The following is a 12,236-nucleotide window of genomic DNA, read 5'->3' as shown; positions in this document are numbered from 1 at the left end:
CCTTCAGACATCTCTCGACGGCCAGGCCTCCGGCGGGCAAAGGGGCGTTGCCCCTCTGCACTCCCCACCAGGGTGCCCCTGGACCCGGTTTGGTTGGCGAGTATTTCGATCCGCTCTCAGGGATCGGGAATTCCGACCGGTTGCCAGTCCGTCTCCTCATCCGCATCAGGCCAGCACTCGAACGGACTTCGGGCCGTGATCGTCCGGGCCCGGAAGGCGATCGTGATCGATCCCGCCAACGCCAACAGGACCGACGCAATGAAAACCCCCACCGCCATCTGCTGCGGAACCTGCAGGGCCAGGACGATCCCCACGACCCACACCGCACCGAGAATGAAGATCGCCAGCCCCGCGACGAGCGAGCCGAGCTCGTTGTAAGTGCTGAACTGCCGCGGTGGATACTCGAAGCGGACATTCCTCGCCATGCGGCGGTCGACCCACACCCGCAGGCCGCACCAGCGGGCGCATTCGATCCCGCGGAGCGTCAGCATCGACGACAGGAAGAACCCGGCGAAGGCGGTGACCGCAACGATCGCCACCGCCTCAAACGGCATCCGCCTCTGTCCGCCGGCGCGGGCCCAGGCCATGACGAACATGAGAATAAGGCTCAGGGCGACGCCGGCGATGACGATCTTGAACGCGCCGAGGGCCAGCTGAAAGTACCAGAGCGTCCGCTTCCGGCCGCGGTGCCGCTCGTTCCGGGCGATCCAGCGGGCGGCCACGAAATCAGACCAGCCCGCCTTGAGGCACAGGACGAACGCGGAGAGCGCCACGTTGGCCGTCACTTCAAAGAGCAGAATCGCGGCGAGCCCCAGCACCGGCCAGACCCATCGCCCGACAGGCTGTCCCGTCCCTTTCGATTCCGAGGGGGTGGAGACCGACGCGATCTGGAGTGACTCCTGGCTCAATTGCGGGTGATGACTTCGTGGAGGTTGAGAACCACGCGGGCGGCGCTCGTCCAGGCGGCGAGCTCCGCGGCGTCGATCCCTTCCGGCGGCCGCGCGTTCCCGACGGCCAGGAGCGCCGCCGAGCGGCTGGGATCCTTCTGGAACTCTTCGAGGTGTTTGCCGTAGAGCGTCCGCAGCGCATCCGCTTCAGCGGTAGTGGGCGTTCGCTGCAGCGCCGTCCGCCACAGCCACTGGATCCGCTGTTCGGGCGTCTGGTCTTTCGCCGCGAGCGTCCGCACCGCGAGCGCCCGGGCGCACTCGACGTAGGTCGGGTCATTCAGGAGGACGAGGGCCTGCTGCGGAATGTTGGATCGCGTCCGGTCCGCGCAGCACTCTTCGCGGGTCGGCGCGTCGAAGGCCAGGAGGCTCGGGTGGAGGAAAGACCGCTGCCACCAGGTGTAGAGCCCGCGGCGATACTGGTCCGCGCCGCCGCTCGCATCGTAATCCCGGACCGGAAAGTTCAGGTTCTCCCAGTAACCGGCGGGCTGGTACGGCTTGACGCTCGGTCCGCCGATCCGCCCGTCGAGGAGTCCGGCGATCGCCAGCGCGTTGTCCCGGACGAGCTCGGCGTCGAACCGGTACCGGTTCTGCCGGGCGAGCTCCCGATTCAGCGGATCGCGGGCGACAAGATCGGCCGTCGGCACGGACGAGAGCTGGTACGCCCGGCTGGAAACAATCAGCTGCACGAGGTGCTGGACGTTCCAGCCGCTCTCGCGGAATTCGACCGCCAGCCAGTCGAGCAGTTCGGGATGCGTGGGCCATTCCCCCTGCGATCCGAGGTCGTCCGTATTCCTCGACAGCCCGGTGCCGAAGAACTGCTTCCAGAGCCGGTTCGCGAAGACGCGGGCGGTGAGCGGGTTCTCGGGAGAGACGATCCACCGGGCAAGATCGAGCCGGTTCAGCCGGCGATCCCCTGCGGGCTGAGCCTTGGTGAGGAAACCAGGAAGCGCCGGGGCGACGATCTCGCCGGAGTCATTCTGCCAGTCGCCCCGAGGAAGGATCCGGACCGTCCGGGGGCTCGGCATCGAGACCGAGATGAGGCACTTGGGGAGCGACTCTTCGAAGCGGGTCACCGCTTTGCGGGCGTCATCGAGCCGCTGGCGGAGCGGGGCGAGCTCTTCGCTGGCCGCCTTGAAGTGGCCAAAGAGCTGCCGGGTCTGGTCCGCGTTCCGCTGCTCCGCCGGCACTTTGAGGAGGTCGACCACTTCCCGCGGCGGCGCTGGTGCCGGGGCCATCTTAAGGTCATCGGCGCTCGCCGTGACGGAGAGCCGGAACTTGCCGAGAGTGTGCTTCCCGTTCCCGTGCTGCTGGCGGATCTCGACGACAAGCGGTTCCGCGGCCGCGAGGTCGACCGGCTCTGCCAGCGCGAGCAGGAGCTGCTGCGGCTTGCCGACTTCCGGCAGGACCGCCCATCCGGCCTTCGGATCGCGAGCATCGCCATCGATCGTCGAAGCGGCCGACCAGCGGCCGTCCGGATGTTTGTCACCGGCGACCATCTGCTCGAACGAGGCGATGGCCGAGGCGAACCGCAGAGGAGCGGTCTGGCCATCGGCTTTGCGAAGAACGGCGGTCACTTCCGTGACAACAAAGTTCCCGTTTCCGGCTCGCCCCGGTCCCTTGGAGGGCAACGAGTCATCGGGCAGTGCCTCGAGCCGCAGTCCGAGCATTCCCTTCTGGTCGATGGCGGCTTCGAACGTGTAGTTCGTCGTATCGGGATTCGCGCCGGAAGCGAGGACCGAACCGTCGTCCGCGGCCTGCAGCTTGACCTTGCCCGTTCCGGAGACTTTCGTCGGCTTGACGGTCTGCCAGGCACCGGCGGCAGCGAGTCGGGCGAGTTGCTCGGCCTGCCACTTCGCGAAGGCCTCAGCCAGTTCCGGATGCGGGCCGTCGAAGTCTGTCTGAACCGCGGCGACCTGCTGCTGAAGGTCCGCCAGCTTCCGGGACTGGTCCTCAGTCGGGACGTTCATCCCCGCTTCCCGGCGGCCGATGATCGGTTCCTGGATGTCGGCGAAGAAGGCCCCCATCGTGTAGAAGTCGCGGGTTGCGATCGGATCAAACTTGTGGTCGTGGCACTGGCAACAGCCGAGTGTCTGGCCGAGCCAGACCGTCCCAACGGCGCGGACCCGATCGCCGAGCATCCGGGCCTCGTAGTCCTTGGCCTGGGCTCCCCCCTCTTCGGTGGTGAGCAGGAGACGATTGAACGCCGAGGCGACCTTCTGTTCCTGCGTGCTCTCAGGCAGCAAATCGCCAGCCAGCTGCTCGACCGTGAAGTGGTCGAACGGCTTGTTGCCGTTGAAGGCCCGAATGACGTAGTCCCGGTAGGGGTAAACGTTCCGCGGCGTGTCGGAGTGGTAGCCGATCGTGTCCGCAAACCGGACGACATCGAGCCAGGCGATCGCCATCCGCTCGCCGTAGTGGGGCGAGGCGAGCAGCCGTGAGACGAGGCGGTCATACGCATCCGGCCGCTCGTCCGCGACGAACTGGTCCACCTCGTCGGCCGTCGGGGGAAGCCCGATCAGGTCGAACGTCAGCCGTCGCACGAGCGTCCGGCGATCGGCCCGGTCTACCGGTTCCAGGCCCCGTTCCTTCCAGTGCTTCTCCATGAGGTGGTCGATCGCGGAAGCCCCGGCCGGAACCTCTGCCTTCACCGGCGGGAGATAGGCCCAGTGCCCCTCGTACTCCGCTCCCTCGGCAATCCAGCGGGTGAGGAGAGACTTCTGCTGGGGCGTCAGGGTCTTGTGAGACTTCGGCGGAGGCATCACGAGGTCGGGATCGCTGCTCGTGATCCGCCGGATGACCTCGCTCTCCGACGCGTTACCGGGCCGGATCGCCCCTCCTTCGACGGCGTTCTCCCGCGCGTCGAGCCGGAGGTCCGCCTCGCGGGTGTTGGCGTCGGGGCCGTGGCAGGCGAAGCAGTTGTCGGAGAGGAGCTGGCGGATGTCGCGGTTGAAGCGCACCCGGTCTTCCGCTGTTGCGGCGGTGGGCCAGAACGCCGCAGCCGAAGCGACCACGGCGAGCAGGAGAACGGGTTGGAGCATCGAGCGGCCGGCGAGCATCGAGACCCTTTCGAGGCGAGGTCGGCGGCGAGTCAGTCCCGATTCGCCGTACTGGAAATTCAAACGCCCGCGGATCAGAATCGCAACGACGGGTCTCCCTTTTCTTCCGTTCTGGCGCCGGGCTTCCTCTTGCCTTCACCTTCTCCCTCCTCGCGAAGGGCTCTCATGCGTCGCCGCTCGCCGATCATCGCTGTTCTGGCCGTCCTGGGGGCTCTCCTCCCGGCATCCGTGCGGGGTGAGGTTCCCGACTTCCAGACGCTCACCGGACGCGTGATCGACCTGGAGCTGAGCGGCCGGCGCTATCTCAGCGGTGTCGAGGTCGAGTCTGTCCAGCAGGACGGGAAGGGGGGGCTGACCGAGCTTAAGTTGAAGCGGACCGAGGAGCCGACTGTCGTCGCGGCCTCACAGATCATGGAGATCCTTGTGAACGCCGAGCCGTGGGACGTCGCCTATGTCGCCGACCGGAAGCTCCTGGCTCACTCGCCCGAAGAGCGGACCGCGCGACTGGCCTATGAGTCGGAGACGGCGGGACGTCTGGCGAAGTCCAAGAAGAAGCTCTGGCCGCGGCTCACTGCCGCCGCGGTTGCGAAAGCGATGGAGGAGCACCACGAGCACATCGCCGAGGTGAAGAAGCTCTTTCCGAAGCTCAACTTCAAGACCTACGAGTCTCCCTACTTCCTGGTCTGCAGCGACCTGCCGGAGGCGGACGTCCGGAAAATGCTCAAGGCCCTGGACTCACTCTACGATGAACTGTGCGAGGGCTTCCGCATCCCGACCGGCAAGAACATCTGGTATGGCAAGTGCATCATTCACGCCTTCGCGGCCAAGGAGTCGTTCCTGGCGTGGGAAGAGCATTACTACAAGGCGGGGCAGACGAAGGCGGGCGGACGGGCGCACTGGAACTATGGGACGGGGCGTGTGATTGTCAGCGTCTATGAGTCGAAGCAGTTCACGAACTTCGTCGGGCTGCTGACGCACGAGACGACGCACGGGTTCCTGCACCGTTACCTGTCGAGCGCTGAGATTCCGAAGTGGCTGAATGAGGGTGTCTCCGACTGGGCGGCGGAGTCGGTGGTGGCGGCGTATGACGGGCCTCGGAAGAAGCAGCTTCAGGCGGTCGACTACTGCCGTCAGAACAAGACGATCCCCAATGGGTTCTTTGGTGAGGACATTGAGCTTGGCTGGCGGTATGGGATGGGGACGAATCTGGCCAAGTTTCTTTCGGCCCGGGACAAGGACAAGTACCGGGAGTTCGCGGTTGGGATCAAAGAGGGCTATTCGCCGGAGGAGAGTCTTCAGCGGTCGTTCGGGCTGAGCTATGCGGATCTTCTGGCTGCGTATGGGAAGAAGATCGGTGTGTCGGAGCTGAAGCTGGCGGCGCCGTAGTCGCGTCCTCTCAACCGGGTCCAGGAGCCCCCTGGTGGGGAGTGCAGAGGGGCAACGCCCCTTTGCCCGCCGGAGGCCCTCTCGTCGAGAGTTGTCTGATGGAGCCCGTGTCCAAGCGCGAACACTGTGGTCGTATGCCCCCTCACCAACCCGCGGGGATTCCAGAGCGAGCGCGGAGTCCTCATCGCCGGTTCCACAAAGCGGACGTCCGTTGCGTACCACGGTTCCTCACAGAAGCGCCTCCGGCGGCAAGGGGTTGCCCCCTTGACCCCAGTGGCCGTGGAACATTGGGTTTGAGCTATGGGCGTCGTGCCGGCAAGAACGGCGTTCAAGGCACGCACAATTGCGGGCGCCGAAACCTCTTGCGACACTCGGTGCGTGTCGCGAGGTCCTCCCCCTCCCCGCGCGGCAGGTCGCACACAGCACAGAAATCGAGATCGGACATGCTCAGCCGAAAACAACTCACCCTCGCACTCGCCGGACTGGCGCTCAGCGTCACCGCCGCCCGCGCCGTCGAATGGAAGAGCGGGATCGACTGGAAAGAACCCCGCCTCGTCACCCCCGCCACCGAAAAAACCGCCCCGTCCGACGCCGTCGTCCTCTTCAACGGAGAGAACATGGAAGAATGGAACGGCGGCAACAAGTGGACCGTCGAAAACGGCTACGGCGTCTGCGGCGGCAACGTCTCCACCAAGAAGAAATTCGCCGACTGCCAACTCCACCTCGAATTCGCCACCCCGGAAAAGGTCTCCGGAGAAGGGCAGGGCCGGGGGAACAGCGGCGTCTACTTCATGGGCAAGTACGAGGTCCAGATCCTCGACTCCTTCGAGAACAAGACCTACTTCGACGGCCAGTGCGCCTCCGTCTACAAGCAGCACCCCCCGCTCGTGAACGCCTCGCGCAAGCCCGGCGAGTGGCAGACCTACGACATCATCTTCCACGCCCCCAAGTTCCGTCCCGACGGCAGCGTCCACACCCCAGCCACGCTGACCGTCCTCCAGAACGGCATCCTGGTCCAGGACCACTACGAGCTGCTGGGTGACACGAACTACGACCGCCCCCCCTCCTACACCGGACACAAGGACCGCGAGGCAATCCAGCTCCAGTTCCACGGCAACCCGGTCCGGTTCCGCAACATCTGGCTCCGCGACCTGAGCACGGAGTCGTCGGCATCGTGATCGAGTCCCGGCCCGTTTCGACAGGCGAAACCGGAAGCCCCCTCGACTGGATCTCCGAGGAGCTCGCCTCCCTCGACCAGGAGGGACTGCGCCGGCAACGCCGCGTCGTGGAACCGCTTCCCGAGGGGCGCTGCCGGATCGACGGCCGGACACTTTGGAACTTCGCCGGCAACGACTACCTGGGTCTGGCCGCGGATCCGCGCGTCGTCGAGGCTTCCCGCGACGCCGCGGCGGAACTCGGCAGCGGCGCGAGGGCCAGTGCTGCGGTCTCCGGCCGGACGCCGGTCCACGCGAAACTCGAACGGCGGATCGCCGAGTGGAAGCACGTCGAAGGAGCGGTCCTCTTCCCCAGCGGCTACGCGGCGAACCTGGGAACGATTCCCGCGCTCGCGGGCGAAGGGGATGTCGTCCTGTGCGACCGGTTGAACCACGCCAGCCTCGTCGATGGCTGCCGGCTCTCCCGCGCGCGGCTGCGTGTCTATTCTCATGACGACCTCGACCTCGTCGACCGGGAACTGACCAAGGCCGCCGACGCCCGCCGACGGGTGATCGTGACCGACTCCGTCTTCAGCATGGATGGTGATCTGGCTCCGCTGGCCGAGATCCACGGGCTGGCAACCCGGCACCGGGCAATCGTCATCGTCGACGAGGCGCACGCGACCGGCATCTACGGACCGCAGGGAACAGGACTCGTCCCTGAACTCGGACTCGCCGAGGCGGGCTTCATCTGCATCGGGACCCTCAGCAAGGCGCTCGGTTCCCAGGGGGGCTTCGTCACGGGCTCCCGGGACCTGTGCGACTGGCTCTGGAACCGCGCCCGGACGCAGATGTACTCGACCGCTCTGACTCCGGCCGCGGCGGCCGCCGCCGACCGGGCGATCCAGATCCTGAGTGAGAACGGCTCGATCGCCGCCGCCGCGCGGTCGAGCGCCGTCCGCCTCCGCCACGCCCTGCAGGAGCGAGGCTACGCGGTCGCCGGGCAGATCGATTGCCCGATCGTCCCGGTCCTGATCGGCGACATCCCCCGCACGATGGACCTGGCCCGGACGCTGGAGGCCGCCGGCTACCTCGTCGGGGCGATCCGTCCGCCGACGGTCCCCCGCGGCACATCGCGGCTGCGGATCACCGTCTCCGCCGCTCATCCTCCCGAGGCGCTCGACGGACTGTGCGCCGTCCTGTCGAATGCGTCTCCCTGACGAGTCCACCGCCGGTTCGTGCCCGACACGATCCGCGGACTCGTCTGATCCTTCCCGCCTTTCTCTTTCGAAACGTTTCCGTGCCCGCCGACAACGAACTCTCCCGTCTTCTCTCCCAGGTCGCTTCCGGCGGGATCGCCCCTGCGCAGGCCGTTGAGCTGCTGGCTCCCCTCCTTCGCGATGGGACCGCCGTCACCGAGAACGGGGAAGTTCGGGTCGATCTGGACCGCGAACGGCGCTGCCGGTTCCCGGAAGTGGTCTACGGCCCTGGAAAGTCACCGCAGACCATCGTCGAGGTGTTCCGATGCCAGCAGGAGCGGGGCCAGGCCTCGCTGGCGACGCGCGTGAACGCCGAACAGATCGAAGCGGTCGTCGCCGCGTTTCCCGACGCGATCGCCAACCGCCGCGGCGGGACTGTCCGGCTCTCGCCCGGCGGAGAGAAGCCGATCGGGAAGGTCGTCGTCCTGACCGCCGGAACGAGCGACCTTCCGGTCGCCGAAGAGGCGATGGAGACGCTCCTCTGGACCGGGACGGGCTGCGAGCTGATTACAGACTGCGGCGTCGCGGGGCCGCAGCGGCTGCTCCAGCAGCTTCCGCGGCTCCACGCGGCGGACGTCCTGATCGTGGTCGCCGGAATGGAGGGGGCTCTCCCCTCGGTCGTCGGGGGGTGGGTCGACTGCCCGGTTCTCGCCGTTCCCACAAGTGTCGGGTACGGAACCGCCTTCGGCGGGCTGACGGCGCTGCTCGGCATGCTGAACAGCTGCTCGTCCAATGTTGCGGTCGTCAACATCGACGCCGGTTTCAAGGCGGGCTATCTCGCTGGACTGATGGTCCACCGTCAACACGCGGCATCAGGTTTTCCCGGAGTCTGAGTTCGGTAAGAACGGCTCGAACGGCGCGGCATGTGCACAACCGTTCAATTCGCTTTGCTGGACACGTGGTTTGTGCGGACCGCGGCACTGGTTGGAGCGGTGAGAGATCAGGCTGACGCAAAAAGATGCGTCGAGCTGCAAAACGCGATCTAGGCTGTTCTGGAATTCCTCCGAACAATCTGGAGTGCGGTCTCGATGGTGCAGCACGCGGAGCGCGGGGTGATGAACGAAGGACGAACCGCAACCCCACCGATGAAGTGGATCTGGCCCTTCGAGCTGATCGAGCGGATCGGCGAAGGGGGCATGGGGATCGTGTACCGCGCGCGGTACGTCGTCAACGGCCGTGAAGTTGCCGTGAAGATGCTCCCCGGCGATGTCTCGGACAAGATTGTCCTGGCGCGTTTCGAGCGGGAGATGGAGGTCCTCAAGAACCTCCGGCATACGAATATCGTCCGCTGTTTTGGCGGGGCCTGCGAGGACAAACAGCGCTTCTACGCGATGGAGCTGATTTCCGGCGGCAGCCTGGAAGACGTCCTGCAGAGCCGCGGAAAGCTGAGCTGGGAACAGGTCGTCGAGTACGGCCGGCAGATGTGCGCGGCGCTCTCGTGCTCGCACGCCGCGGGGGTCGTCCATCGCGACGTCAAGCCGAGCAACTTCCTGATCGCGGCCGACGGCTCGCTCAAGCTCAGCGACTTCGGCCTGGCGACGGTCGTTGCGGCCCGCCGGATCACCGCCGCGGGGAAGACCGCCGGCACGCTGCTGTACATGTCGCCCGAGCAGATCCGCGGCGGCGACATTACGCCGGCGTCGGATCTGTACGCCCTCGGCTGCGTCTTCTACGAGTTGCTGACGGGGCGTCCCCCCTTCGTCGGGGATTCGCCGGCCGCCACCTTGCACATGCACTGCAAGCAGGAGATTCCCCGCGCGTCGCAGGTCGCCCTCGACTCCCCTCCGGCGTTCGACGATCTCATTCGCCGGATGATGGCCAAAGCTCCGGCCGACCGGCCCGCGTCGGCCGAAGCGGTTTCGGAAGAGCTCGGCCAGATCGCCTCCAGCATGATGATGGTCCAGACGCGGCGGAGCTCGAACGGCGGCAGCCGGCTCAGCCAGCGTCCCACCGGGTCGGACCCGGACCGCCCCCGTCTCGAATCGGCCCGCACGCCCGCGGCACCGCTGTCGGTCCCCTCTCGATCGGGCGATGTCTCGACGCCCCGCTGGCTCCCGCTCGCTCTGGGGACGGCCCTCGCCTTTTCGCTCCTGGCCAACGTGGTTCTCCGCCGGGCCGACAGCCGGGCCGATGCCTGGGCCGCGACGTGGGAAACCCTCAGCACCGATCCGAACATGGTCGTGCGGCAATCCGCACTCCACGCGCTCGCCGCGACGGAAGGGAACGACCACGAGCGGGCCGAGGTGTTCCGCAAGCGCCTGTCCGACGAGGATCCGACGATCCGCCTCGCCGCCGTTCAAGGGCTTGGCAAGCTCGGCAGCAACGGCAAGATCGCGATGGTCGAGCTCATGCGGATCCAGAAGGAAGACAGTGCCGCTGGAGTCCGCGAGATGGCGATCCAGGCCGTGAGCGCGATCAAAGACGCGCCTTCCCCGGGAAGCTGGATGTGGCCACTGACGGTTCTCTGCCTGCTGGCCACGGCGGGAACCGGCGTCTACTGGTGGATCAAGCAGGGGCAGACGGAGTGAGCCGGCCGCGCCTCAATCGTTTGGCTGCCTGAAACGGTTTGCCATTCGTGCGTGGGATCCACTGCTCCTCCGGCCACTGGAACCGGGCACGAACAAGCCAGCGTGAACGGCTCTAGACAGGCCGAATGAGCGGCCAGTAGGCGATGGCGGTCACGGCCCCCAGCGCGGCCAGCATGAATCCGTAGCGTCTCCGATAGCCGACGGCGAACGGATAGAACATGCCGCGGACGAGGCTGGGGGCCAGTCCCAGGACCATCCCGAGGACGCAGAGCCACAGTCCGGTGGAGGCCACGACGAGGCCGAAGGCGACGGCCGGCGTGACGGTTCGGCCGAGAATCTGAGGCGGCGCGCTCGCCGCGTCATAGGAACGCTGGAGCCGGTCTCGCGTGGCCGCATATGCCGACAGGTCCCCGCCGCGGCTTTTCAGGGCCTCCGCGTGGGCGTCATGAGCCTGGAGTTGTTCCCGCGCCGAGTGCGCGCCGAACCGCTGCACCGCCAGGCGTTCGTCGATGGCCAGGCCGCTCAGAACCGGCACGGCGGCGAGGAGCACTACCAGCAAGGGAATGTAGACGGGAAGCAAGGCCGGGTAGAGGAGCCACTTCTGCGGTGAAGAAAGGTTCTCGTGCCCCAGGAGCGCCAGTCCCGCCCGTGAGAGAATGAAGGCGGTCACGCACGCCACGAAGCCGGCGAGGAACCCTTCCTCGTCCCCGACCAGCATCGCCAGGAAAAGCCCCACGCCCAGGACCAGGAGTGAGAGGTACGGCAGGCGATAGCTTTCGGGGCCGCCGGCCAGCCGCTTCCCGGTCTGGACGAGCGAGGCGCGCAGGTCGTGCAGCCAGTCCCGCGGCGGTTTCCGAAACCAGGGCTGGGCCTCGTCGGGAAGCCACTGCGAGGGAGCGCCGAGCTTCTGCAGCTCGCCGTCCAGCGCGGACCGTTCGATCGGCCCGCCGCGCCCGGCAAAGGCGGCGCTGAGGTGGTCGCGGACGTCCTGTTCGACCTCGGCGGGGTTTACCGCCGGGCTCGCGCCCAGGACGCGGCGGAGTTCCGCCAGGTATTCATCGAGTCGAGATTGGGCATCGGGAGTCAACGTGAGCATCAGTCACCTCCACGGAGGGAAAGGACGCCGCTGTGAATTTTGTCCCAGGCTTCGTTCATCTGTCCCACGGTCCGCCGTCCTTCCGTGGTGAGCCGGTAGTACTTCCGCGGCGGGCCGTCGGGGGACTCTTCGATGGTGGCCTCGACGAGGCCTTGTGTCCGGAAGCGGCTGAGGATGGGGTAGATTGTCCCTTCCCCGATCACCAGTCCGTCGAGTGCCCGGAGCTGTTTGACGATGTCGTAGCCGTACTGCTTTCCGGCCCGGAGCGAGTTGAGAACACAGAGCTCGAGCAGTCCTTTGCGGACCTGCACCTGCCAGTTCTCCAGTACGGTGTCCATGACCTGGACTATATGGCGTCACATGCTACCTGTCAATGCGATATACCATGGCGGATGCTTGTTTGATCTTCGCGCACCCAACGTCGCTGGCCTCACCGGGTCCAGGGGCACCCTGGTGGGGAGTGCAGAGGGGCAACGCCCCTTTGCCCGCCGGAGGCCGTCTCGTCGGACACCGGCGGAAGCAGTGCGTATCCAAGCGCGGACACGGTGCCGTATGCCCCCTCACCAACCCGCGGGGATTGCAAAGCCAGCGTTCTGATGTGAGGGAGTCCTCAACGCCGGTCCCACAAAGCGGACACCCGTTGTGTCCCACGGTTCCTCATGGAAGTGCCTCCGGCGGCAAGGGGGTGAGACCCCCTTGACCCCAGTGGCCGTAGCACGTTGGGTTTGAGCAAGCAGAGCCGTGCCGGCGAGGACATCGTTCGAGCCAGGGAGACAGCTCCGCTGCCCAGCGACCGGCCACGCTTGATTG

9 protein-coding genes are annotated in these 12,236 nt (G+C 66.6%); 5 read left to right on the top strand and 4 right to left on the bottom strand.

The window, feature by feature from the left end; all coding sequences use genetic code 11:
- Positions 1–116 precede the first annotated feature (116 nt).
- Positions 117–908, bottom strand: coding sequence for a hypothetical protein (locus VT03_RS32255; RefSeq protein ID WP_075096810.1), 792 nt, complete (start codon positions 906–908; stop codon positions 117–119).
- Positions 905–4,003: a PSD1 and planctomycete cytochrome C domain-containing protein gene (locus tag VT03_RS32250; protein ID WP_075096809.1), complete on the bottom strand. Its 3,099-nt coding sequence runs from the start codon at positions 4,001–4,003 to the stop codon at positions 905–907. The genes VT03_RS32255 and VT03_RS32250 overlap by 4 nt, the downstream gene beginning before the upstream one ends.
- Before the next feature lie 165 nt (positions 4,004–4,168).
- Here VT03_RS32250 and VT03_RS32245 point away from each other — a divergent pair, with 165 nt between their 5' ends.
- From VT03_RS32245 to VT03_RS32225, 5 genes are all read left to right on the top strand, one after another.
- The gene (locus tag VT03_RS32245; protein ID WP_075096808.1) at positions 4,169–5,389 is read left to right on the top strand and encodes a hypothetical protein; all 1,221 of its coding nucleotides are present in this window, start codon (positions 4,169–4,171) and stop codon (positions 5,387–5,389) included.
- A 443-nt stretch (positions 5,390–5,832) separates the two neighbouring features.
- Positions 5,833–6,567, top strand: coding sequence for a DUF1080 domain-containing protein (locus tag VT03_RS32240; RefSeq protein WP_075096807.1), 735 nt, complete (start codon positions 5,833–5,835; stop codon positions 6,565–6,567).
- Positions 6,564–7,763, top strand: coding sequence for an 8-amino-7-oxononanoate synthase (bioF, locus tag VT03_RS32235; RefSeq protein ID WP_231870562.1), 1,200 nt, complete (start codon positions 6,564–6,566; stop codon positions 7,761–7,763). Before VT03_RS32240 ends, bioF begins: the two co-directional genes overlap by 4 nt.
- 80 nt (positions 7,764–7,843) lie before the next feature.
- Positions 7,844–8,635: a nickel pincer cofactor biosynthesis protein LarB gene (gene larB / locus VT03_RS32230; protein ID WP_075096806.1), complete on the top strand. Its 792-nt coding sequence runs from the start codon at positions 7,844–7,846 to the stop codon at positions 8,633–8,635.
- Positions 8,636–8,857: 222 nt separating this feature from the next.
- Positions 8,858–10,330 (top strand): serine/threonine-protein kinase, encoded by a 1,473-nt coding sequence (locus VT03_RS32225; protein WP_197489144.1) that lies wholly within the window; start codon positions 8,858–8,860, stop codon positions 10,328–10,330.
- Positions 10,331–10,442: 112 nt separating this feature from the next.
- Here VT03_RS32225 and VT03_RS32220 read toward each other — a convergent pair whose 3' ends face one another.
- Together VT03_RS32220 and VT03_RS32215 are read right to left on the bottom strand one after the other, a co-directional pair.
- Entirely contained in the window at positions 10,443–11,426 is a 984-nt protein-coding gene (locus tag VT03_RS32220; RefSeq protein WP_075096804.1) for a hypothetical protein, read from the bottom strand.
- A complete protein-coding gene (locus tag VT03_RS32215) occupies positions 11,426–11,764 on the bottom strand; it encodes a PadR family transcriptional regulator (RefSeq protein WP_075096803.1) in 339 nt (112 codons plus the stop codon). Before VT03_RS32215 ends, VT03_RS32220 begins: the two co-directional genes overlap by 1 nt.
- Positions 11,765–12,236 lie beyond the last annotated feature (472 nt).

This window comes from Planctomyces sp. SH-PL14 (genome assembly GCF_001610835.1).
Taxonomy (GTDB): Bacteria; Planctomycetota; Planctomycetia; order Planctomycetales; family Planctomycetaceae; genus Planctomyces_A.
Note: the sequence above shows the minus strand (reverse complement) of the source record. Positions and strands in the feature narration are given on the sequence as shown.